The organism is Nitrosospira multiformis ATCC 25196 (genome assembly GCF_000196355.1).
GTDB classification, from domain to species: Bacteria; Pseudomonadota; Gammaproteobacteria; order Burkholderiales; family Nitrosomonadaceae; genus Nitrosospira; species Nitrosospira multiformis.
The window spans coordinates 2325778-2348299 of the sequence record NC_007614.1 but is presented as its reverse complement, the minus strand read 5'-3'; the positions used below and the strand labels follow the sequence as shown (position 1 = coordinate 2348299).

Sequence of the window (22522 nt, the reverse complement as noted above, 5' to 3'; positions counted from 1 at the left end):
TCTGCTTTAGGAATTCAGGACCAGACAGAAAGTGAGTTTTTCGGCAAACTTGACCTTGAAAGGAGGGGTGTTTGCCATGAAGAAGAAGCGGTTTTCAATAGAACAGATCGTAGCGGTATTAAAGCAGGCGGAGCTTGGGATGCCGGTGGCGGATCTGATCCGGCAGGTGGGAATCTCGGAACAGACGTTCTACCGCTGGAAGAAGCAGTACGCGGGGATGCAGTCGGACCAGGTGCGGGAGCTCAAGCAGTTGCAGGAAGAGAATGGGCGGCTCAAGAAGCTGGTAGCCGACTTGAGCCTGGACCGGGCGATCCTGCAGGACGTTGCATCAAAAAAGTGGCCCGGCCCGCGCTGAAACGCGAAGTGGTGGACTACATCGTGAGCCACCATGACCTGAACATGCGGCGGGCCTGCAGGTTGATGAAGCAATCGCGCAGCGTCCAGTACTATCGGAGCATCAAGGATCCGAAGCAGGCGTTGCGAGGGCGTATGCGGGAGATTGCAAAGACACGGGTGCGTTATGGTTACCGGCGCATCCACGTGCTTCTCAAGCGTGAAGGCTGGCAGCTGGGTAAAAACCAGATGTATCGGCTTTATAGCGAAGAGCAGCTACAGCTTCGCTCAAAGCTGCCCAGGCGCCGCAAGATGGTCGTGAGACGCCAGGCGAAGATCAAGCCGACCAAACCCAATGAAGCATGGAGCATGGACTTTGTGGCGGACCAACTGGCCAACGGGATGAAGTTCCGTACGCTGACGATTGTGGATGTCTTCAGCAAGGAAGCATTGGCAATCGAAGTGGGTCAGCGTCTGCGAAGCGACCATGTGGTCGCTACGTTAAATCGACTGGCCGCGGCGGGGTCCTCCTCAATATCTTTTTGTCGATAATGGCAGCGAATTCTCGGGGCAGTTGCTCGATCTCTGGGCGTACCATCACCAGGCACGGATCGACTTCAGCCGGCCAGGAAAGCCGACGGACAATTGCCACATCGAGACGTTTAACGGATCATTCCGGGACGAGTGTCTTAACTTGCACTGGTTTGAAACGCTGGAAGAGGCCAAAACGATCATCGAAGACTGGCGACGGGACTACAACGAGAGTCGACCTCACTCGACTCTCAATGACCTGTCGCCAGCCGAATTTGCACACCGGGCGGGGCTTTCAAGCCTTGCCCGGGTTTAACCAGCGCCGAAAACTAACTCTCGGAATGGTCCTGGAAACCCAAGCAGATCAATGGAACCTCGGAATAATCCAGGAGATGCATGAACGAATCGTAGGACTTGGCGTGAAGAGTGGTGGAGTTTTGAGTACGTGCGGTATTGCACAGACTTGACCTGTTATGTTGATAGCCCAGCTAAGAAATACAAATGATGCTTTTTTGCCACTTTCTTAATAACATGGGGATAAAAATGAAAAGGAACATGCTGGCAGCCGCTGCCATTCCGATTGTAATCTTCTTTGCAAAGTCCGCTTTTGCCGATAAAAAGATTCCTTGGGCTGATGTGCCGCCAGCGGTGCAGAAAACAATAACCGAAAACGCCGAGGGCGGAAAAATCGAGGAAATCGAGAAAGAAACCGAAAAGATCGGCGGCAAAAGAATCTCGCTTTATGAAGCCGACGTGAGGAAAGCCGACGGTTCGAAGATCGAGATCAAGGTTGGCGAGGACGGCAAGCTCCTCGAACTCGATAGAGATTAATCACTCCTGCAGCTCAACACTGCTGACACGGGTCGACATCCACTTACTGGCCGAGCAGGGTAAGGCCGAGCGCGCTTCCCGCGGCATGCAGCTCCTGATCCAGTATTGCCAAAGGAAGTTCGAATCGCTGGGCGTCGCGGATCCCGTGGAGCCTGCGCAGCATCAGGAAATGCTCGGCCGGGTCCGAGATCTTGTTGGGGCGCTTCAGACTCTACAAGAATTCAGTCTTACGCACTCCTCAACTTTCGGTACCTCGACGACACGAACCATCGGCCCCACGACAGCACGAGGCAATCTGATATTTCACATCATGAGTGCATTGGCAGAATTTGAGCGCTCATAGATATCCGAACGCTCGCAGGCAAGCCGCCGGGATACGAGTGCAGACCTCCCAATGTTCGTAGGGAGTCATGTGGCGTACTTCTTTGCACCTGCGACGCAACCCACGGCCGCCAGCGTCACCACTAACATCACCCAGCTCACCTTTTCGTGCAGCAGTAGGGCAGCCAGGCCAAGCCCCATGAAAGGCTGGAACAACTGAAGCTGTCCGACTGCCGCGATACCACCTTGCACCAAGCCGCGATACCAGAACACAAAGCCAATCAGCATGCTGAACAGCGAGACGTAGCCGAGGCCGATCCACGCCGGCATCCCAACATGACTGAACGACGAGGGCATCGTCAGTAACGTGATGGGTAACATGACCGGCAACGACAGCACCAATGCCCAACAAATGACTTGCCAGCCTCCTAACGTGCGGGACAGGCGGGCGCCTTCCGCATATCCTAGGCCACACACGATGACGGCTGCCAGCATCAGCAAATCGACTTGCAGCGATGCCTTGATGCCTCCCATCGCCGCATAGCCGACAACGAAGGCTGCACCGACTACCGAAAACAACCAGAACGCCGGGCGGGGACGCTCACCCGCACGGAGCACGGCAAAGATGGCCGTGCACAAGGGCAGCATGCCAAGGAAGACGATGGAATGCGCAGAGGTAATGTGTTGCAGCGCCAATGCGGTCAGCAACGGAAACCCAACCACGACACCCAGGGCGGTCACAATCAAAGCGGGAACATCCGTGAGTTTTGGCCGTGGCTGCTGAAGCGCGAGCAAGAGCGCCAAACCCAGTAGCGCGGCAATGGTTGCTCGTGCGCATGTTAGAAACGAGGGAGAGAAATCGGCGACTGCGACGCGGGTTGCGGGCAGCGACCCTGCAAAGATTGTCACTCCGATAAATCCGTTGATCCAGCCACTTGTTGTTTTTTCTATCACGTATGTTGATCCAGTAAGCTCGACTATGGTTCACTATAGTTCCAAAACACGTTCGACCTTTGAGATATAGAGCCTCGATACCCTTACGTTGAATCGACAGCCTTGCACTGCAGCACCGGCGGCACTCAGCGGCGCGAACGACCATCGTGGCGTGTGCGTCCTATAGAGTTCGCTCGCGTTGAAGCTGGACAAGATGATCCGACATAGCCCGATTGGATTGATTCTAGGTAGGCGACGACATCGTCGGTCCGCCCTTCAGCGATGAGTTGTAAGGCTGTCTTGTGATTGAACGATGGGATCGGCACATTTTTAAACCAAAAAAGTACACGATTGAAATCGGATTGCGAGGCACTCGCTGCCGACATCACCCGCAGCATTTCTCGCAGGTAGTGCTGTAGTTTCGGTGACTCTGGATGTGAACACACGGTGTTGCGATGAACGCCTGCAGTTTGCCGCGAGCTGCTGCAACGGGAGCGACAGGGCATCAGCGACGCGCATCGGCGAGATCGATAGCGTATCGTCATGGCGAAGCGTCTCAACGAAGGTTTCAAAAGCTATAGTAGCCATCGGGACCTCGCATCAGAAAATACCTCGTGTATATGGAAATTCGACTATGTCATATGCACAGTAACGCACATTACCAGAAGCGGTGAAGCTCAGGCGGAGCTTTGTGCAACAGAACAATTAAATTCAGGTCGGGATCGACATCGACCTAATGTCATCCGGACTGGGGTAGTACAAGCTGGGAATAACGCATCAGCAGAGGGGAGTGTAAATGGTTTGAAAGAACTGCTATCGAAACGACAACATTAAAGGAGACGTATCAATTTTCCTGCAGAACGCAGTCCTGCTGACCCCAGTCGAGTGCAGTATCCTTGTGAAAAACCCTCTGTTCCTCAAAAATTCATATTCAAATCACTGATCCCCCAACATAACTATTTCCTATTGCGGATTAACCTATTATATAAATGAAATGTCTGGGAAATTGCCGGACACTATTGATCCTAATCCTATAATCGGGGGTTGCGACCATGATAGAGCTTACGCGTTTTCAGCTATTGCGGCCGGTGCAAACCATCGCCGCGGAGGAAGCCCAGCAGATCGGATTACCCCTGTACCCTGATGCCACGTTGTCGAAGCTAGCCAACAGCCTCAAGGATGCGGACAGCGACAGCGCTTATACGGCGCTCCTGAACCGCTATCGGGAGGCGAACAAGACCAACGAGATCACCGACTCGAAATCGCTCAACCCCGTCGTGCTTGCCCTCTACAATTGGCTGAATTTCAAGGCGCGACCGCTTAAACTGGAGGACTTCAAGAACTTCGTCGCTACTTGAAATCCAGCGATCTGCCAAAGCCGGAGGATGAGTGGCGCCATTATGCGGACAACCTCATTCTCGCCATCGAGCGCGGATTCCTGCATACGCACTACTGCGTCGACTTTCAGCTGCTTATTCGGATAGGAAACCTCATTCGGCTGTGCCTGAAAGCCACCGATCAAGGGTATCAAGTCGCCGCCGACGTCACGGCGGCGCGGCTTAATGCCATCCTGACCCAGCCGATTCTACTACCGCCACGGCTCCTGAGGGGACGCTGCAGCGAGAATTGCAAGACGCCGAACAAGATGCAGCTGCCCACGGTCAAGCCCGATGCTGTCGCCGCCAGCCGCAATCCCTGTGAATGTGCTTGCGACGAGTCTTGCCAGAAGCCTAGCAACTTCTGCATATGCGTGAAGCCCTACATCGGCGATCTGTTCCTCATCAAGGAGGAGCTTGCGCGCTTCGAGGCCGGCGATATCGCCGACATCGAGAATATTCTCGCAGGTGAGAAGAAGCTGCGCCGGCATCGCACGCTGACCCGCTCGGAGTCGACCACGGAATCCGAAACCGACACCACCACATCGGAAGAGCGCGATCACGAGGTCAACGAGAAGTTCAGCCTGCAATCCGAGGTCAAAAGCACAGTCGACGAGAAAGTGGGCATCGATGCGGGCGTGACCGCCACGGTCAAATACGGTGATGCGGTGACTATCACACCGCACGCCAACGTGACGGCGAACTTCGCCAAATCGGAGTCGCAGAGCACGGCACGTTCCTATTCCAAGGATCTCGTCGATCGCTCGGTTTCGAAGGTTGAGGAGAAAGTGCGCAAGCTGCAGATCAGCAAGGTATTGAGTGAAGTCGAGGAGAAGAACGAGCATTCCATCGACAATACCCAGGCGGGCGCCGATCACCGCGCCGGGATCTATTACTGGGTCAATAAGGTGAGCCACGCCCAGGTCTACAACTACGGCAAGCATATGATGTTCGACGTCATCGTGCCGGAGCCGGCCGCAATCTTCAAGAAGCTCTACGAGCTCAAGCTCGCCAGCGACAAGAATGCGAAGGCGCCGCCGAAACCCGAGGCCACGCCGCAGGCGATCCTGCGCAATACTTATGGCGCCCTGCTCAACCAGTACGGCATCGCCACGACGGATGAGGTCCAGCCGCCGGATCCGACGGTGTGCGTGCAGGTCGCTTTCAGCCAGAATGTGCCACAACCGGACAACGAGAAGACTGTGGCGTTCTCGTCCAACGAGTTCAAATCGCCGGACATCCCCAAGGGTTACAAGGCCACCGCGATGGACTACGACATCCGCTGCTCCATCGGGCACCCGTTAAGCACCCCCCAGGACGACCAGGCCGCGATATCGGTGAACGTGGGGAATATCTGCCTGATGTTCGACGAGCTCAACGAGTTCGCTTCGGGCGGCGGCCAGTCGAACAAGAACTGGGTCAGCACCGGCAATATGCCCATGAAGGGCGAGGAGGGCGCGGTCACCGTGGCGCTAGCGGGATTTTCGAGCCTGCCGTTGTCCTTGAGCGGCTCCATCAGCATCACCTGCACGCTCACCGACGAAGCCTTCGAGAAATGGCAGGCGCAGATCTACAACTTGATTATGACCGACTACAACCGCAAGCTCGATGCCTACAACGCCACCATCAACAAGGATGACCAGCTGTTCCAGATCAAGGGCAGGAATCCCTTCCTCAATCGCGAGATCGAACGCAACGAATTCAAGCGCAATATCATCGCCATTTTGATGTGCAACTACTTCAATGGCGTCGGTTCCATGATGGAACGCGTAGCGCCCTGCGGCTACCCGGAAATCAACTTCGAGCAGCTCGAAAAGGACACTCCGGTGATCCAGTTCTTCGAACAGGTGTTCGAGTGGGAATATGTGACCTATCTCTTCTACCACAGTATGTGGGCGCGCAAGTGCAAATGGGCGGACCTGATCGATGAGGACTCCGGGGATCTCCTGTTCGACAAGTTTCTGATGTCCGGCGCCGCGCGCGTGCAGGTTCCAGTGCGGCCCGGACTCGAGTCGGTGTTCAGCTGGTTCCTGAAGACCGGCCAGATCTGGGGCGCCACCGGCGAGCCGCCGGCCCCAGGCGATGATGACTACGTGGCCATGATCCAGGAGCTGAAAGAAGCCGATCAATGCGACTACAACGACCGGCCGGGGCTGATCGCGGCGGTGCAGGGCAGCGACACCCTGACGCTGACGGACAGCAACTTCTATTGGGATCTCATCAATGACCAACCGGCGACGTTGACGCTCGACAATGACGTCGACCGCGAGATTCTGGTGAACTTCAAGGTCTACCGGATCGTCAAGGTGGAGCAGACCACTGTCGGAGACAATTCGACTTGGACGATCATTATCGACAAACCCTACCCCGATGCCAGCGGGAACAATATGAAGCATGCCGTGGGTGCGGTGTTCGTGGGGGCTCCCTGGGAGATCGTGGTGCCCACCGAACTCGTGTATCTGCGCAACCGGCAGGATTTGTTGCCCACCTATCCGCTCCCCTGACCCCCATGGCCGGCGGCGATGACTACAGCAGCCTGCAGCAACCGTCTGGCGGCTATGCCGCCGCTGGCGACGGTATGGCAAGCTACGCCGGATCTCAAAGTCCGTCCTCGCCGTATACTGCAGGCGGTCGGGTTGCCTCGGCGATCACAGCGGGACTCGGCAACGGCGTCAATCTGCAACCGTCCTATTACTACGACGGTGACGTCGACCTGGGATGGAACCTGATGGCGAAATACCCCAAGATCAAGTCGGTGCGGATCGAGATCGAGATGGGCCGGGAGGCGGTTGCCGAGCGCTGGATCCGCGAGGCCGTAAGCCGCAAGTACGCGGTCATTGCGACCTTTCACAGCGCAGCGATCCTCACCAACGACCAGCTGCTCATGGACGACCCGAATGAACTCTTCAAGGCCGCAGCCTGGTGGGTCACCAACTACTCCTCTTTAAGCAAGGCTGGTGCATTCACCATTAACCTGATGAACGAATGGGGTGGCCACGCCATCACCCCCAACGACTATGCGGCGAGCTACAACCAGGCCATCGCCACCGTGCGCAGCGTCTACGACGGCCCCATCATCGTAGACCTCCCGGGCTTCGGGCAGGAGGCGCACACCGCGGCTCTTGCCGTCGTCGGCAAGTCCGGCCAGACCCTTAAGGATCCCAAGATCATTCTCTCGGCGCATGTCTATCCGCAAGCCTTCTCGCTGTCAAGGCAGCGGGCGATGACCACGGCCGACCTCGACGAACTGGCGGCGACGGGCCGGGGTTGCATGCTGGGGGAATTCGGTGACGACGGCTCGGGCGGCAAGACCCCATGGGCCGATCTCGTCAAGTACGCAAAATCCAGGGACTGGCCGGTGTTCGGCTGGGCCTGGAACGGCGACGGGGGCCGCATGAACATGATCCAGCCGGTGCCATTCCAGAAGGTATCGTCTACGCCGTATCCCTATACCGTCGGCCCTTACTTTCAGCCCATCTACGATCTGCTGTGATTTGCCCGATTTCATATATACGACGCGGCCGCACCGCACGGGTAATCTGTTCATGAACGATCCCAATTACTCAGGTTTTCAGAATCCCCTCTCCATCTACGCGGACAAGTATCTGCTGCCGCTGGCTGCGGCGGCCTCGGTGGGTTCGCTGGTGTATGGGCTTGCGTCGAAAGGGAGCTCACCTCCCGCCCGTCTCGACCGGCCTTTAGCCGTGGCCAAGGCCAAGACGATGATCAATCGTTTCCGGGGGCAGGTGGGCCGGGGCAAGTGGCCGGGCCTCGATCGCACGAGCGTGGCGGATCGCCTCGAGCTTCTGCTTGATAGCCCGTACCTCGTCAACCAGGGGGGCAATGGCCTGTGCGGCGAGGCCGCGTTCCTTTATGTCTGGTTGTCGGAGGACCCTTGGTCCGTAGCCCGGTATTGTGTGCAACTATACAACGGCGGCGCTGCTTCGGTCGGTACCGACGTCTGGGTCCGGCCGAGGGAGAGCCTCAGATCGCAGGACTTCACCAAGGTGGCGAAAATGATGGTGGACAGGAACAGTGCCGACAAGGACGCAATTAAATGGAGCGCAGAGTGGATGATGATGAGCGCGCTGCGTGACGCGAACAATTTTATTATCAGCTACGACGGCACGCCAAGCGACGATTGGGGAAGCGGTTCCTCCAATGGCGAGGTCGCCGACTGGTTGCGCGCGACAGGAGTGTTCAAGGATGTGTCCCTGGCGGACGGCCGCGGTTCGAAGAACAATTTTGCCGCCGCGGCGAAGCTCGATCCGCAGACCAGCGTCGTCATTCTGTCGATCGATTCGCGAATGTTCAAGGAAACCATAACCGGGCCCGGCAATGACACCCACAACGCTGTCTTGAAATCTCCGATTGTCGTGACAGAGTATGGCACAGTCGATTTCGACGTCTGGACCTGGGGCAACCCGGTGGGTCCGGTCAGCGCGTTGCGTGCCACCTACCATCAGTCGGAGCTGAGCCCGGCACAGTTCACCGCTGAGTACTTTGGCGCCATAATCGCGACTCGATGAATGTTTTTTGTCCCTGTAGAAACTTATGATGCCGACGAACTTACCTTTTTTCTCAAGGTATTGATGTGTTCCACGCTGCTACTCCAGTGTTTATCCCGTCTAGGGAGCAGCTCTTGGTGGCAACAACGGCAACAATCTGCTATATGCCCGATTGAATGCATGGGGAATTGCCGTCAATGGTAAGGTTTTGCCGGCAAGCGCGCCGCGCGAAGAGGACAGCCCAGGCAGGTTCTGCCCCGCTATCCGTTTTCTGATTACACTTTGAAGGAGTCTGAATTGCTGCTCATATCGGATGTGAGCTGGCATCCTTCGATAGCCGTTACTTCGGGCCAGTGAAGCTTTCCCAGGTGAAGGGCGGGATAATGAGGTTTTCCCCTGTTACCGGGGATAGACCGGGGATAGGGTTGTGGATAAGCTTCTTAAGCTGCTGTTTCAGTTATATCTAATGGAATTGGTCAGATTTGTTGCAACGTGTTTCTCTCGAAAATAATTCTTGAAAATCTATTCTTGCTATCATCTCAACGCGTTTCGATAAGGAAGAATGCTATGCGACCGTCCGTTGCGCTTGACATGAAGCGAAGCGCAGTGCGTGAAGCGGTAGGCCGCTTCCGCACCGCGAACCCGCGCGTCTTCGGTTCGGTGCTGCATGGCACCGACCGGGACGGCAGCGACCTCGATCTGCTGGTCGATGCGCTTCCCGGGGCCACGTTGTTGGACTTGGGCGAATATGCGAGGCCCGATACCAGCACATTGGTGTCGAGCACGACGCGCAACACCGACATCAGCGCTTCTTCCGTTCCTCTTCCACCAGAGCATCGATCTCGGTCAAACCTTCTTCCTCGGGCACATCCCTGTATCTTTCAGCCAGACGGTTGCTGAGCTCATCGAAGCGGTCATACATGCGGCGGATGCGGGCGAACAGTTCCGCATCCACCAGAGCGGCCACCGGTTTGCCATCCTTGCTGATGAGTCGCGAACTTGCAGATTGGATGCTAGGCCCGTTCCCATTTGACGAGTGTTGGTTGTCATAGTTGACAAAAGAGACAAAGGCGACTAGATTTGTCTCCATCTGTTAACGGGAGCTATCCATGCCCAAGACCTTGGAATTCATTGCCAACCACCTGCCAAGGGTGACCTTGGATGAAGTACGCCGTTTCTCCAATACTGTCGAGATTCGGAATGCTCAGGCCTTTGCAGCCGAACTGGAAGCGTTCATGCAGGAACGCCTTGAATCGATCGAACTCCCATCGTCCATGGAAATCGAAGTGGAGCCGGTGGAGCAGACCTTGGCCAGGAAGGCTGCAGCGTTGCGTGCCGACATCAGCTGGGTACCGAGCCAGACTGACATCCAGCGCGGTCGTGCCCTGTTGTTGGAGGCTTTCGAGCAGTCGCATAACCTGCCGCTACCAGACTTTGCCCGGCTGGCGAACAAGTCGCGCCAGCAGATCTACAAGGACATCGAAGCGCGCCGGCTGTTGGCGCTGAACGTGGGGCCGCGGGGCCAGAGGTTGCCCGACTGGCAGCTCGATCCGGTGAAACAGCAACTGACCCAGATCGTGCTACAGGCTGCGCTCGATGTTGATGCCTGGACGCTGTACCGCGCCCTGTCCGAACCGCTCGAAGGATTGGCCGGGCGTTCGCCGGTGGAGGTGGTGACTGCCGATTCGGTCAATGCAGTGGCAAAAGCGGTCTTCAATGTGCTTGGCGTGCATTGACGGAAGGCTGGCATGGGCATCGAGCTTCCCACGCTGCGCATCGACTCACGTGAGTTACTTCAGCATGTGAGCCGAGTTGCCTACCGCGGTACGCCGCTGTACTACGGCCACGATGGCACGAACCGCTATGACGATCCGGCCAGGAACTATGGTGTGCTCTACCTTGGCCCCGATCTACCCACGGCATTAATGGAGTCGGTGTTTCACAAACACCAGTGGGGCCAGGACACCAAACGCTCGATTACGTTGACTGAAGTCCAGAGCCGGCTGGTACGCGCGGTCGGTGTAGTGGACGCTCTGCAATTGGCGGACCTCACAGCCGCAGGCGTCATGGCAGGCTACTTTGGTTTGACCTTGGAGCAATTGGCCAGCCGTGACTACACGCACACGCAGCAGGTTTCCGCTCGGGTGCATGCGATGTTGGATGCCGATCACGTGCCGCTGTTCGACGGGGTACTCTATCCGTCGCGCAACAACTTTCCCTCTACCAGCATCGCATTGTTCGAGCGGGCACAGGGCAAGGTCAAGGTGGTCGACGACATCGATCTGCCCGAGCATGTGGAGTGGCCAGGCTTCGTCGAGAAATACCGGATCGGCGTGGAATTCGATCCTGGTCCACGTGTCAGAAAGAGGTAAAGACACGATTCGCACTTTAAAGCACGTTAAGGATATCAGCGTCAATTACGCGCGTTGACCGTTGGCTAAGGCTCAAGAGGCGATTCTGGAGCGAAAGATGGGCCTGCTGGATTCTTTGAGCCTGTTAAAACGCTTAAAAAAGATTTATCTAAAATGAGTGCCACATTAGTCGCACTTATTCCCGGTTCGAGACTTTTTTGCAAGAGTTCCTGGGTAGATTTCTGTTATTCTTCGTCGTCCGTTGGGATTTTCGCACGTGCGAAACTTTCCCATTTCTCGTTTGCCGCTTGTCACAGGCCCTGCCAGCCGCTTTGCTTTTCTGTCACGGCCTGTGATCCGCAAAGCCTTGCGGTCGCGGCGCACTTGAATTCCAGCCTCGCCGGCACGCCCAATGCTTCCCGCACCAATCCCCCCACAACGCCCCCCAACATTCTGTGAGGGGGACTTGTGGGGGGATAAACGAATACGCGGGAAGCTTTAGTCCCGCTATTTGCCTGGCTTTTACCCCACCCATTCCCAACCCTTGCCCGTGAGGGCAAGGGCTGTCTCCCCACTCCCGTCGCCCCCAGGGGCGAGGCGAGGAGAGTCCGAATGAGAGGATGTGATTTTCACAACTTCTCCTTCATCAACCATCTCTTCAAGGAGGCAATCATGACACTCGCTAGCACTTTCCATACCCCTGCAGTTTTCCGTTCCGAACGTCCGCTGTCCGATGAACAGATAGCGTGGGTTGCACCCTCAATCTTTGCCCAGGGCAAGCATCACAGCCGTTCTCACCGGTACGCCTACATTCCTACCAGGGAAATCCTGCGAGGCCTGCGCCATGAAGGATTCGAGCCTTTCATGGTTTGCCAGGCGCGCGTGCGGGACGAAGGGAAGCGGGAATACACCAGGCATATGCTTCGTTTGCGCCATGCAAGCCAGATCAATGGCGAGGAAGCAAACGAGATCATCCTGCTCAACAGCCATGACGGCAGCAGTTCCTGCCAGATGATGGCCGGAATGTTCCGGTTCGTGTGCGCCAATGGAATGGTCTGTGGAGACACCTTGCATGATGTGCGGGTGCGGCATAACGGCGATGCCGTGAACACCATCATTGATGGCGCATATAGTGTGCTGGAGAGCTTTGAGACAGTCGATGAGCAGCTCGAAGAGATGAAATCGCTCACCTTGAATAAAGGCGAACAAGCGGCTTTCGCACGAGCCGCCTTGACCCTCAAATATGAAGATTCGGAAAAACCAGTGCCAATTACGGAGCGGGATTTACTGACGCCAAGGCGTTTCTCCGATCGCGCAAGCGACATGTGGACGACCTTCAGCCGTGTTCAGGAAAATATGATCAAGGGCGGTCTACGAGGGAGGAACAAATCTGGGCGCTCCATGACCACCCGCGCTGTGACCGGCATCGATCAAAATGTGAAGCTTAACCGCGCCTTATGGGTACTGGCTGAGGAAATGAGAAAGTTGAAATAACTGTATTACAGGGGGTCAGTATCTTCGGCTGGCCCCCGTCCTGTTTCACATCCACGAAAACAAGACTGTCAGCGTGCGTGCGCTACTGGCACATCACTCCAGCGCGTGGTATAGCAGGGCGACATCGCTTCCCGGCCCATGGCCCAGGACTTGGGAGATGCAGGAGTAAAAACGGAAACGGTATTGCGTCCATAGCGTAAATTGAGAGCATCCATGGCCTTCATCAAACGTTGCGATCGCTCGCCCGCACCATGCTCGTGCAGTAACGATTCTTGAATGATTTGCGCATCATTTATGCCCATCAGCATCACGCCGGCTTTCTTGTAGGCAAAACCCTCGATAGATTTTCACAGGGCGGCGCGCACCAGCAGGCGCGTATCCGCGCTCGCATTGGGCAGGGGGATGACGATGCTGCTATCGTACTGAGGGGCTTGGCTGCGGAAAGGGATTGGGCTGAATGAAAACATTCTTTGAGGTGTCAGGACCTGAGGCGCGACTGTTTTACCAATTTCGTCGAATCGTCTATTCAGTCGGCCAGGTCCTTGTTCAATCACTGGCGCTACGGACCATGATAGCGGTTCCTACCCTGTCCTTTGGCAGAGTACATCGCTTCATCGGCACTGCGCAACAAGCTGCTGGTATCCTTGCCGCTGTCCGGATAAATGCTGATCCCGATGCTCGCGCCCAGCCCCAACTCATGCTGTTCAAGGTGGTAGGGCTGGGATAGTGCTGCAATAATTTTCTCGGCGACGCAAGCGGCATCGGATGCTGCATTAATCCGGCTCAGCAGGATAATAAATTCGTCACCTCCCAGCCGGCTGACGGTATCGGTTTGACGCAGCCTGGATCGCATGCGCTCGGCTACGATCTTGAGCAGCTTGTCACCGATTTCATGACCAAGCGAATCATTGATTAGCTTGAAGTGGTCAAGGTCCACAAACAGGACTGCCAACTGGAAGGAATAACGCTTGGCATTCTCGATGGCAGTTTTCATTCTGTCTGCGAGCAACGCGCGATTGGGCAGCCCGGTTAGCGGATCGTAATGGGCAAGATACTCGATGCGTTTCTGTGATTCCTTGCGCTTGGTGATATCCCGCGCAATCTGTGATATGCCCACAATATTGCCGTCACTATCCTTCACTGCCGATGTCGTGACCGAGACATCAATCGGTTTCTTGCCCTTTCCCCACCACATGGTTTCAAAATGGTCCACGCGGTTCCCGCTCTTGACGAGGCTCATGATCCCCTTCTCTTCTTCATGACGCTCCGGGGGAATTAAGGCCAGTATGGAAGAGCCTGTTATTTCGCTTGCCTGGTACCCGAAAATCCGTTCCGCCCCGGCATTCCAGCTTGTGATAATGGCGTTCAGGTCCTTGACAATGATTGCATCGTCCGAGGACTCGACCATTGCGGCCAACTGCGCTTTATAGGCCTCCGCCTGCCTGCGTTCAGTGATGTCCTTGAAGCTCCAAACACGCACCATGTTTGGCCCTTCCAAGGTCGTGGCTTTTGTATGGCGTTCGAATGCCCGCCCATCGAGGAATTCGAGGATGTCGAAACTTTCGGGCAACCACGTGCCATAAATTACCTCGGTTGAGTGAAGGAATTGTTGTGGATCTCTTAATTGACTGGAGTAATGCCCGAAAATTATCTGGTGTCTCGCATTGACCATGACCTCAGGGGGAATGCGCCACATATCCATATAGGGCTGGTTATAGCAAAGCAAGTGCCCGTGCTTGTTGGTCACCAGAAGCCCATAGGGCGTCGATTCTACGATGGCTTGCAGCATGGAGAACGAATGGTTCAATTCGGTCTTTCCTTTATTGCAGAGTAATAAATTGCGTGAGGGCGCTATCATCGGGAAAAGTTGCCTGCAACTATTCTGTTCAGTAACCACGGCATTGCATTACACATTGGAGATTAGGGTAATACCAAGCGGTGGCTCATGCTGTTCGGTATTTCACACTCATACTTAAAGAGACTGTGAGCGCTTCAGGCTTTAGGAATGTCGGTAATTCTTACATTAAATAGCCTGAGATGAAATTTATCCCTTTAAATTAAATAGATGTACATTGGGTACGATTCGTGCTTATATCTTTCGAATGTGGGATCCATGATGAATGGAAACAAATATCAAAAACAAGGGGGAAACATGAACAAACTTATTGCAGGAGCGCTCACTGGCACTTTATTGGTGACAGCACCACTATCAGCTTCCGCCCTCATCATCGACATAAGTACACACCTCACCGGTAACCCCATTGGCAGCAGCGTAACAGTCGCTACGCTGACTCTGACCCAGAACGGAAATAGTGTGGATTTCAACTTCCAGAATTCGGTGGGTGATCTCGGCGCTATTGGAGATGAGGCATTTATTTCCAAGCTTTTATTTTCCTACGATGGAGTCCCTCTGCTTAACAGCAGCTCATTCGGGAACTTCGGGGGAACGCAACTGGTAAGCAGCGCTGATTTCGGAATAAACCCGCCGGGGAAAGACGCAGGCTACGATTTTTACTTTGAACTGAAATATCCTACGAGCAATAGGAATCCTTCGCTTCGGTTTGTCGACGGTGAATACAGTACGTGGACAGTCAGTGCTGCAGATGGTGTGTCAGTTGTTCGGGTTAGCGATTTTGCTGTTCTGGTTAATGCTAATGGTGGGGGCGATAAACCCGCTTCGCTCGCAATGGTGCATATCCAGGGATCGGGAGGAGGTGCCTTGAAGTACATTGGCGGCGAAGGCAGCACTCCTCCGCAGGAGGATCCGAATCAAGTGGCCAATGTTCCGGAACCAGCGACCCTGGCATTGCTGGGTTTGGGACTAACTGGTATCGGCTTGACGCGCAGACGTAAAGAATAGCTTTTTATTTCTGCATGCAGCCGTGAACCGATACTTCCTGAGCGGATTGCTTTTGCGCTCCGCTGTGTCTGGAGTGCGACCCTTCCTTTTTTTCAAATCCTTTGCCCGGACCAGTATCACCAAGGCATTCGAACATTACTGGTACGCATGCCGTTCCACTCCCGACTAATGATCCACTCTACTCTACCCCATGTTGGGAAGATTCGTGAGAAGGCTAAAAGAAGCCCTTATACAGGATCGAAATTCCCCATACGACAATCCCGGTAACCAATATGGAAACAATAGTAAGGACAATAGCCTGCTTCATTAACTAAATTTTCCTTTGGGGTGAAGTGGGGCGTGAGGCAACGAGTCGATGGCCTTCAAACAGGCATCAACAGGCTACCCTTACAGAATGCTTATTACGATTGCACTAACGGATGATATGGCGGAAAGGCGGGAAACTTCCTTGATCTCTTGCAGAATTGTGCTTTGTCACCGATGGCTCATTTAGGTCGGGGCTTTGCGGCGTGGATTTTCGCAAATGCGAAAAATTTAATCAAGCTCATGCGGTGAAAGTCTCTGCTTTCCTCAAGCTCCCGGGGGTATTGGAACTTGGACCGTGCTACACCAGCACAGTAAGTTGGCTTACGCCAGTCTTACTAAATGGAGCTTTTCAATAAATTGCTTTCCCTCAGCCTCTCCTTCTACCCAGCATCAAAGCATACGTTTCAGGGAGAATCTAGCGCATCAGCGCCCGGAAAATAAACGGACGGTGGTAACGGCTCTACTCGGGAGTTAGTACTCTCCCCAGTCTAATATAAAACGCATTAAAGTAGAAAAATCAGGGCAAGCTACCGAATCGGGCTTGAGAAGGAGAGGAAATGGGTCTTCCCCAGTGAGCTGAGTGAGTGGGCAGATTTGTAACGCGCGTCACAGTCTCAATTAATACTTGAAGTGAGACGGGTTTGGAAAGATGCGCCTGGAAACCGGCATTGAGAGCTCTTTCCCGATCCTGGGATCGGCTGAAAGCGGTAAGGGCCAGGGCCGGAGTGTTTTTCCCTTTACGGGCGGGGAGGTTCCGCACGGCCTGAATGAACTGGTAGCCGTCCATGTGAGGCATGCTGATGTCGCTTATGATGAGATCGAGCCTTTGTATCTGCACCTGTTCCAACCCTTTAGCAGCAGTAAGAGAAGTAATCACTTCAGCGCCGTGTAACTCCAGCATCAGCCTGGTGATAACCAGTATCTCTTCCTCATCGTCTACAACCAATACCTTGTGCCCGGAAAGGGACGGATTCATGTTACCCATCGCAATGGAGACAGAGCTGCTATTAGTCAAAATTTTATTAATACTTCCTTAACTGTTCTGTTCGCTCGTTCACATAAACAGCTTAAAGCGGTTGAAAGTAGAGGAAGGGTCAGGCCTTAAAGACTGGGTCAATAAACAAAAAAAACCTGAAGCGGGTTTGAGAACGGGAATGCCGGAAAACTGATTTAAAGCGCATTTGCCGCATTTATGCTGTTTTGCCTTGCCTTCTCACATACCCTCACATCATCAAACACCCCGTCAAATTCCTTCTTGATGATGTCATAACACTCGCAAGACTCCCTTTGGAGAGCGGCCTGGTCATTAACCATGATGCGGCCACGGCGGTAGCAAATCGTTCCAGCTTCCTGCAGCCTTCTTGCAATTGCTGTAACGCTCTCGCGTCGAATGCCCAGAATGCTGGCGATTGATTCCTGGGTCAGGACAAGCTCCTGGGAGCCAAGTCTATCCCATGTGGACATCAACCAGCGGCATAGCCGCTGCTGTGCTGTATGATATCTGCTGCATATCACATTCTGGGCAGCTTCCGTGACAAGCGCATGGCTGTAGCGCAACAACAGGCGTTGTAGCATTCCCCCCTCATTGAATTCCTGCAGCAAAAATGCGGCGTTCAGCCGGTAGCCGTAGCCAGCGCTTTGCACTGTGGCCGAGCTCTGGGTATCTTCGCCTCCCATGAACAGCGAGACGCCGAGCATGCCTTCTCTCCCTACGCTTGTAAGCTCCGACAATGTCCCATTTTCCAGGAGGCAATGGATGGAAATGACGGAAGAAGTGGGAAAGTAGGCATAGGAAAGCTGCTTCCCCGCTTTGCAGAGAACATCACCGGGCAGCAGATGAACCAATTCAAGATGCGGTGCCAGATCGTCAAGCTCAATTGGCGGCAGAGCGGCCAGGAGGCGGTTTTGGGTGGGAGGGTGCGGGTGGAAAGTAGACATTTGTATGGTAAAACAGGCGTGCGGCTTGAGCAAAGAAGATAGCAGGTGCTTTTAAAGTGCCATTTCACTCACACCTACCCTACGACTTCCTTGCCTACTTCATATAGAAACCCCTGCAGCCATCGTGTAGGCAGAGTTATCTCTATTGAATACCGTTAAGTATCGAGCCTTCTCCTTCCGGAATTTATGTTTTGAAAAGGGAGTTGACCTCTATCTGTTTCATAGGCGACCGATGGTCTTCTCCTTGTTCTAGCCGATCTATTCATTGGATCTTCTGAAAGATAGGCCAGGGATAACTTTACTCAGGCGCATTCTAAGCATTGGGCAGGAAGGAATTAACTGTACTTTGGTACACGTTTTTCCAGTGGCACTGATGCCCGCAGGCTTGCCAATCCGTGCTGTAGCAGCGTAGTAGAGGGAAATACGGATATACCGTCAGGCGCAACGACGATCAGTTGCAGCAGCGAATTAGGGAATTCGTGCTATTGGCCTTTTCTCATTATAAGGAAGGCAAGGAGCCAGGAATGAGGCGGTAGATTTTTCATCGATCGTGATTTAGTGATCCAACTATCCCCTGGTTGGGGTTGATGTGCTCCGAGACCTTATCCTGATGCTCGCTGGTCTGAGCCCTGATCGAGTTTCAGTTTTAAATTCCTGGGAGCTTAACAGTCAATCGGTCGAGTAAGGAATAAATGAAGCGGGGGATAAAAGAGTGGCCTTAATACTTGGGAGCTATTCCTGATCAAAACTGGAGAGTTATCCACGCCCGAAGCCCCGGCCGAGTGAGTAAGGCAAGAGGGGCGAAAGGGGGTGGGTAACTCTCAAAACTGAAAACGAGAAGCCGCGGAAGGATGCTGGTGCCCTAAACTTGCCTTACCCGCTAAATGCCAAGTTCGCTATGTGAGCCGAGGCGTACGAGTTCGAGAACGTCATTGCCTTGCTTGCGATAAATCAACACCACATCTGGTTTAATGTGGCAATCCCGATACCCTTTCAATTTTCCCTTCAAGGCGTGGTCAACGCAGCTTGCTGGCAAAGGCATATCAGTTACCAACAAGTCCATTGTAGTTTTCAGCAGAGAGTCAATGTCCCGATGTGGTGACTGAGACTTCACGCGCCGGAAATCGCGCTTGAAGGTGTGCGAAAACTTAATCCGGCGCATTCAATTGTTCCATTAATTCTTCGACTGTTTCACACGCCGTTATATTTTCCTCGCGTTCTACTTCTTCCATGGCGGCAATGGTTTCGGCATTCGGTTCGAAGAAATCCATGGGGTGAAACGGCAACTCTTTTTTCTTGGCCACACTTGTTAAAAACATGCGTATGCCGTCTGAGGGTGTCAGGCCCATTTCTCCCAATACTCGGCTTGCTTCTTCTTTCACTTGTGCGTCAATTCGGGCGCGCACGATGTCGGTTTTGGACATGGTTATTTCTCCATGTGTAAAAATAATTATTGTAGCTCACTTGAGCTACAATAAAAGGAAATTAATGTCAGATTCGGGTACACCCAATCCTGACAAATCTGCCTGACACTTTTTCTCCTGTTTTTTGTCAAGATAGACTCAAAATTATTATTGATTGACAGTCCTTGGTAAGAGCTATGGACTCTATCCGGACATTATGTGACGGGAGAGTCATGGCCAGTCAAAGAATCGGATACGTGCGCTCGGCCTGCTGGTGCTGGGGCTCATCTTCCATGCTACAGGCCTGCGCGCCAATGTCACCAGAAGCATTCCCATTAGTCTGTATCACGTAACTGACGCTCCGGTGGAAAAGGGCGAGTACGTCATCTTTTGCCCCCCCAGAGTCGACACTGTTCGATGAAGCGCGAGAGCACGGATACATCGGTGCGGGTTTCTGCCAGGGAGGCTATGGCTTGTGGCTGAGGCGGTAGCGTCGCAACACGGGCAAAGGATGAACGGACTCAAGAAAGTCGATCTGGTGCGGCAAGCGGAACAGGCTTTATCCGGCTCGCGGTGGTGCCGGATAATTTAAAGGTGGAGTCTACTCCTGCCGCAGAATAGGTACTGAGCCCGATAGCTACAGGCCCTGCAAAGGGCCTGTAGTGGTTGGATGGGAATTTTTGTACAAGGGAAAGTCCAGGATGGCTTTGTCAGCCAGCTTCCCGTTTTTCCTTGTCATTTGCTGTTCAGCCTTTAGCATTGCCGGCTTGAATATGGTCCCTATCGATAGCGCCCCTCACGGCGACAGAATTCGGAACATCACCGGTGATCTGGTCAAAAACACCGCCCCTGGCAAAATGTATTTTCTGGGCTTTCTGCCAGCCACTGGAAACCTCGTCAACTGTAAACAACTCAAGGCGCGGAAACCTGTCCACGTACTTCGTGGTAATGGCCGGATCGCGGGGACGGTAATAGTGCTTGGCGGCGATATGCTGCGCCTGGGGTGTATATAAGTATTCGATGTATGAAGCCGCTACACGGCGTGTGCTTTTCCCACGTGCAGCTGCGTCCACCACACTTATAGCGGGTTCAGCCACTATTGATATGGACGGGGTGATGACTTCAAACTTATCGGCTCCACTGTTCTGAACGATCAGGTACGCTTCATTTTCCCAGGTGAGGAGTACATCGCCGATGTTGCGAAAGACAAAGGCGGCACCCAAGTTTCCCGGCTTTTTACCCTCGTAATCCACTGTCTGGACATTGGCAAACAACTGACTGACAAATTCACGCGCAGCTTGTTCGCTGCCGCCTGATCGCCTCACGGCGTATCCCCACGCCGCAAGATAATTCCAGCGGCCGCTTTCAGAATGCCTTGGATTGGGTGTAACTACTTTTATATCCGAGCGTACCAGATCGCCCCAGTCCTTGAGTTTCTTTGGATTGCCTTTCCTTACCAGGAATACGATGGTCGAGGTATAGGGGGAAGGATAAGAGCCAGTCCGAAAATCCTGCGCTAAAAGCTGACGGAAGTCAGGTGCAATAAATCTTTCCTTATCATGCAGCTTGTCCACATCGTAGGACAGCGCAAGGGCGGGAATATCAAGCCCATCGAGCGTAATATGTACGGGCTTCCCCGACCTGCTCCGGGCCTGATCGACCTTGATGTTCACGCCCGTCCGAGCTCTCCAGTGAGAGGCAAAACCGACGTTCAATTCCTCGTGTAACCGCTCAGCGGAGCCGGCAGGACGATCGGAAAAATTATTCAGAGTAGCGTAGGCGCCGCCGAGACTCACCAACACTATAAATATACCTACAGCAAAACGGGAACTATCGGGTGTCATTTTTAATTTCCTCCAAGTAACACAAAATGGATCGAGCATAAATTGGTGCTTGTTCACCGCTTCCTCCATCAGAACAGACACAGGAATTGGTGTTACCTGGCTTTAAGTCAAGCCAGTTGCGCAGGCAATTTTGGCTCTAACACACCGATAAGGCGGGGGGAAGGATACTACCAGCAGGGGGAGAATGAGGATTAATGGGGGCTATGCCCACGCTTGGTCCTGTACTGTTTTCCCAAAGCACTACGGATTCAGGAAAGCCAACGAGTTCTTCTTCGTGCACGTAAGGGGCCAAAGAACCGTAGGTTTCCCAAGGATCGTAAGCCAGGTTGGAAATAACGTTATCCATGCGCGTGATGTAGCCCTCTCTGGTTCGTATATACACGGCGTATTCAAACATGGATCACTCCTGTCTAATAAGACTTGCTCTGCATAGGGTACTGAGAATTTGTTACAACCTTTTATAAAGGCGGCCACCGTTTCTGATCAGGGTTACGGGTATATCCTGCCCTGACCTGTGAGTAGCAAGACGGGAAATTATCGAACGTCATTTTCATTTCCTTCAAAAATAATAATCAAGGAAGGAAATTTAGCACCATCATCTGCTTATCAGAACCAATAAAAAAAGAATTGCTTATCAAAATAAGAGCGTTCCCAAGTAGGTTGTCCATCTGGCAAAGGGGAATGGGTCTATCTTGAGAAAGAGGCGCTTCATGAGGCGTTACCACCAAAGTTTCCCAACGTGCGTGCAACCATTCGTTAACCCTTTTTTGGCGTATGCAATGGCTCCCATGTTTAGTTGACCAGCAAGAGCGGTCTTCGTCATCCACTCTTCTGCAAGACGGACTACCTCCTGCCGGACAGGGGTGTTTCGTCCCTTGTATTTTCCCCCCATGCGTGGGTCGTGGGCTACGGAGATGTTGGCTCACCCGGCAAGGTCAGAGAGACTGGAGGGTGAATATTCAGTGTAAGTGTACCTATGTCCAATTGTAGAAAAGTGGTCTAAGTAAGACACTTGAGAATTTGGATCGGAATTTCCTGGTGGTTTGAAATGTATACCCTCGAAAATCATGAAAAGGCGAAAGCCGAACGGGCCGACTGGATTAAGCGGTGGGATAACTATATCGATAAATACCAAGCTGATAGTAGGGTTCTAGCCAGAGCGCTGCTAAGGATAGAGCAATACTTAAGGACGTGGGCCTTCTTGAATAAACCGAAAAGGAGAGATTGGAGAAGGAGCTTGGCCGCATGCTTCCTAATGCCCAGAGAGTAATTAGGACCGATCCGGCTGGTTTTAACCTGGTGAATTTGCCACGTAATGGGGGTAGTGGTGGAAATAGGAAGTACGATACAGCCAATGAAATAATCTCTGGTCATATGCCAGAGGTATGGGAAGCAGTGTGGGAATGTCAGTAACTTTTACATTTCCCCTCTGTTTTTACAAATTCACATCATAAATAATTGTTTTAAAATATTAATAATAAATGGCACAAAAA

Annotated in this window: 21 protein-coding genes and 1 pseudogene; 11 read left to right on the top strand and 11 right to left on the bottom strand. The window is 53.4% G+C overall.

What is annotated here, in order from left to right:
- Positions 1–76: 76 nt before the first annotated feature.
- Positions 77–1180, top strand: a pseudogene (locus NMUL_RS10735) (IS3 family transposase).
- 227 nt (positions 1181–1407) lie between these two features.
- Positions 1408–1695, top strand: coding sequence for a hypothetical protein (locus NMUL_RS10730; RefSeq protein WP_011381362.1), 288 nt, complete (start codon positions 1408–1410; stop codon positions 1693–1695).
- 408 nt (positions 1696–2103) lie between these two features.
- On the opposite strand, the gene NMUL_RS10725 is transcribed toward NMUL_RS10730, so the two are convergent.
- Positions 2104–2970, bottom strand: coding sequence for a DMT family transporter (locus tag NMUL_RS10725; protein ID WP_011381361.1), 867 nt, complete (start codon positions 2968–2970; stop codon positions 2104–2106).
- A 1031-nt stretch (positions 2971–4001) separates the two neighbouring features.
- Between NMUL_RS10725 and NMUL_RS10720 the strand changes: the two genes are divergently transcribed.
- The 4 genes from NMUL_RS10720 to NMUL_RS10705 are packed head-to-tail and all read left to right on the top strand — an operon-like array spanning position 4002 to position 8854.
- Positions 4002–4307 carry a hypothetical protein gene (locus NMUL_RS10720; RefSeq protein WP_011381359.1) on the top strand — a complete coding sequence of 102 codons (306 nt, stop codon included), beginning with the start codon at positions 4002–4004 and terminating at the stop codon, positions 4305–4307.
- Complete coding sequence (locus NMUL_RS15000; RefSeq protein ID WP_011381358.1) at positions 4304–6829, top strand: hypothetical protein; 2526 nt, start codon at positions 4304–4306, stop codon at positions 6827–6829. The genes NMUL_RS10720 and NMUL_RS15000 overlap by 4 nt, the downstream gene beginning before the upstream one ends.
- 5 nt (positions 6830–6834) lie before the next feature.
- Positions 6835–7818: a cellulase family glycosylhydrolase gene (locus tag NMUL_RS10710; RefSeq protein ID WP_011381357.1), complete on the top strand. Its 984-nt coding sequence runs from the start codon at positions 6835–6837 to the stop codon at positions 7816–7818.
- 52 nt (positions 7819–7870) lie between these two features.
- Positions 7871–8854: a hypothetical protein gene (locus NMUL_RS10705; protein WP_011381356.1), complete on the top strand. Its 984-nt coding sequence runs from the start codon at positions 7871–7873 to the stop codon at positions 8852–8854.
- 518 nt (positions 8855–9372) lie between these two features.
- On the opposite strand, the gene NMUL_RS16670 is transcribed toward NMUL_RS10705, so the two are convergent.
- Positions 9373–9636 carry a hypothetical protein gene (locus NMUL_RS16670; protein ID WP_041352564.1) on the bottom strand — a complete coding sequence of 88 codons (264 nt, stop codon included), beginning with the start codon at positions 9634–9636 and terminating at the stop codon, positions 9373–9375.
- A complete protein-coding gene (locus tag NMUL_RS10695) occupies positions 9636–9923 on the bottom strand; it encodes a hypothetical protein (protein WP_011381354.1) in 288 nt (95 codons plus the stop codon). The genes NMUL_RS16670 and NMUL_RS10695 overlap by 1 nt, the downstream gene beginning before the upstream one ends.
- 19 nt (positions 9924–9942) lie before the next feature.
- Between NMUL_RS10695 and NMUL_RS10690 the strand changes: the two genes are divergently transcribed.
- From NMUL_RS10690 to NMUL_RS10680, 3 genes are all read left to right on the top strand, one after another.
- Positions 9943–10569: a hypothetical protein gene (locus NMUL_RS10690; protein WP_011381353.1), complete on the top strand. Its 627-nt coding sequence runs from the start codon at positions 9943–9945 to the stop codon at positions 10567–10569.
- A gap of 12 nt (positions 10570–10581) precedes the next feature.
- A complete protein-coding gene (locus tag NMUL_RS10685; protein ID WP_011381352.1) occupies positions 10582–11205 on the top strand; it encodes an RES family NAD+ phosphorylase in 624 nt (207 codons plus the stop codon).
- 651 nt (positions 11206–11856) lie between these two features.
- Positions 11857–12678, top strand: a complete 822-nt coding sequence (locus NMUL_RS10680; protein ID WP_011381350.1) for a DUF932 domain-containing protein — start codon at positions 11857–11859, stop codon at positions 12676–12678.
- Between the two features lie 68 nt (positions 12679–12746).
- On the opposite strand, the gene NMUL_RS16025 is transcribed toward NMUL_RS10680, so the two are convergent.
- The gene (locus NMUL_RS16025; RefSeq protein ID WP_238529809.1) at positions 12747–12902 is read right to left on the bottom strand and encodes a DUF4113 domain-containing protein; all 156 of its coding nucleotides are present in this window, start codon (positions 12900–12902) and stop codon (positions 12747–12749) included.
- Positions 12903–12950: 48 nt separating this feature from the next.
- Here NMUL_RS16025 and NMUL_RS16020 point away from each other — a divergent pair, with 48 nt between their 5' ends.
- Positions 12951–13139, top strand: coding sequence for a hypothetical protein (locus NMUL_RS16020; RefSeq protein ID WP_167535583.1), 189 nt, complete (start codon positions 12951–12953; stop codon positions 13137–13139).
- A 98-nt stretch (positions 13140–13237) separates the two neighbouring features.
- Here NMUL_RS16020 and NMUL_RS10665 read toward each other — a convergent pair whose 3' ends face one another.
- Positions 13238–14485 carry a diguanylate cyclase domain-containing protein gene (locus NMUL_RS10665; RefSeq protein ID WP_238529808.1) on the bottom strand — a complete coding sequence of 416 codons (1248 nt, stop codon included), beginning with the start codon at positions 14483–14485 and terminating at the stop codon, positions 13238–13240.
- A 345-nt stretch (positions 14486–14830) separates the two neighbouring features.
- On the opposite strand from NMUL_RS10665, the gene NMUL_RS10660 reads away from it, so the two are divergent.
- A complete protein-coding gene (locus tag NMUL_RS10660) occupies positions 14831–15538 on the top strand; it encodes a PEP-CTERM sorting domain-containing protein (RefSeq protein WP_104009778.1) in 708 nt (235 codons plus the stop codon).
- Between the two features lie 823 nt (positions 15539–16361).
- Here the strand turns inward: NMUL_RS10660 and NMUL_RS10655 are convergent.
- From NMUL_RS10655 to NMUL_RS10630, 6 genes are all read right to left on the bottom strand, one after another.
- Positions 16362–16859, bottom strand: coding sequence for a response regulator (locus NMUL_RS10655; protein ID WP_238529807.1), 498 nt, complete (start codon positions 16857–16859; stop codon positions 16362–16364).
- 155 nt (positions 16860–17014) lie between these two features.
- The gene (locus NMUL_RS10650) at positions 17015–17782 is read right to left on the bottom strand and encodes a Crp/Fnr family transcriptional regulator (RefSeq protein WP_011381345.1); all 768 of its coding nucleotides are present in this window, start codon (positions 17780–17782) and stop codon (positions 17015–17017) included.
- An 880-nt stretch (positions 17783–18662) separates the two neighbouring features.
- Positions 18663–18944: a type II toxin-antitoxin system YafQ family toxin gene (locus NMUL_RS10645; RefSeq protein ID WP_011381344.1), complete on the bottom strand. Its 282-nt coding sequence runs from the start codon at positions 18942–18944 to the stop codon at positions 18663–18665.
- Positions 18931–19206, bottom strand: a complete 276-nt coding sequence (locus tag NMUL_RS10640; RefSeq protein WP_011381343.1) for a type II toxin-antitoxin system RelB/DinJ family antitoxin — start codon at positions 19204–19206, stop codon at positions 18931–18933. The genes NMUL_RS10645 and NMUL_RS10640 overlap by 14 nt, the downstream gene beginning before the upstream one ends.
- Positions 19207–19931: 725 nt before the next feature.
- Positions 19932–21029, bottom strand: coding sequence for a sulfate ABC transporter substrate-binding protein (locus NMUL_RS10635; RefSeq protein WP_011381342.1), 1098 nt, complete (start codon positions 21027–21029; stop codon positions 19932–19934).
- A gap of 136 nt (positions 21030–21165) precedes the next feature.
- Positions 21166–21426, bottom strand: a complete 261-nt coding sequence (locus tag NMUL_RS10630) for a hypothetical protein (protein WP_041352558.1) — start codon at positions 21424–21426, stop codon at positions 21166–21168.
- Between the last annotated feature and the right edge of the window lie 1096 nt (positions 21427–22522).

Excerpts from the sequence above, each read along its gene's own strand:
- NMUL_RS10730 (WP_011381362.1), top strand. The coding sequence starts at position 1,408 with ATGAAAAGGAACATGCTGGCAGCCGCTGCCATTCCGATTGTAATCTTC.
- NMUL_RS10720 (WP_011381359.1), top strand. The coding sequence starts at position 4,002 with ATGATAGAGCTTACGCGTTTTCAGCTATTGCGGCCGGTGCAAACCATC.
- NMUL_RS10710 (WP_011381357.1), top strand. The coding sequence starts at position 6,835 with ATGGCCGGCGGCGATGACTACAGCAGCCTGCAGCAACCGTCTGGCGGC.
- NMUL_RS10705 (WP_011381356.1), top strand. The coding sequence starts at position 7,871 with ATGAACGATCCCAATTACTCAGGTTTTCAGAATCCCCTCTCCATCTAC.
- NMUL_RS16670 (WP_041352564.1), bottom strand. The coding sequence starts at position 9,636 with ATGTCGGTGTTGCGCGTCGTGCTCGACACCAATGTGCTGGTATCGGGC.
- NMUL_RS10695 (WP_011381354.1), bottom strand. The coding sequence starts at position 9,923 with ATGGAGACAAATCTAGTCGCCTTTGTCTCTTTTGTCAACTATGACAAC.
- NMUL_RS10690 (WP_011381353.1), top strand. The coding sequence starts at position 9,943 with ATGCCCAAGACCTTGGAATTCATTGCCAACCACCTGCCAAGGGTGACC.
- NMUL_RS10685 (WP_011381352.1), top strand. The coding sequence starts at position 10,582 with ATGGGCATCGAGCTTCCCACGCTGCGCATCGACTCACGTGAGTTACTT.
- NMUL_RS10680 (WP_011381350.1), top strand. The coding sequence starts at position 11,857 with ATGACACTCGCTAGCACTTTCCATACCCCTGCAGTTTTCCGTTCCGAA.
- NMUL_RS16025 (WP_238529809.1), bottom strand. The coding sequence starts at position 12,902 with ATGAAGGCCATGGATGCTCTCAATTTACGCTATGGACGCAATACCGTT.
- NMUL_RS10660 (WP_104009778.1), top strand. The coding sequence starts at position 14,831 with ATGAACAAACTTATTGCAGGAGCGCTCACTGGCACTTTATTGGTGACA.
- NMUL_RS10650 (WP_011381345.1), bottom strand. The coding sequence starts at position 17,782 with ATGTCTACTTTCCACCCGCACCCTCCCACCCAAAACCGCCTCCTGGCC.
- NMUL_RS10645 (WP_011381344.1), bottom strand. The coding sequence starts at position 18,944 with ATGCGCCGGATTAAGTTTTCGCACACCTTCAAGCGCGATTTCCGGCGC.
- NMUL_RS10640 (WP_011381343.1), bottom strand. The coding sequence starts at position 19,206 with ATGTCCAAAACCGACATCGTGCGCGCCCGAATTGACGCACAAGTGAAA.
- NMUL_RS10635 (WP_011381342.1), bottom strand. The coding sequence starts at position 21,029 with ATGACACCCGATAGTTCCCGTTTTGCTGTAGGTATATTTATAGTGTTG.
- NMUL_RS10630 (WP_041352558.1), bottom strand. The coding sequence starts at position 21,426 with ATGTTTGAATACGCCGTGTATATACGAACCAGAGAGGGCTACATCACG.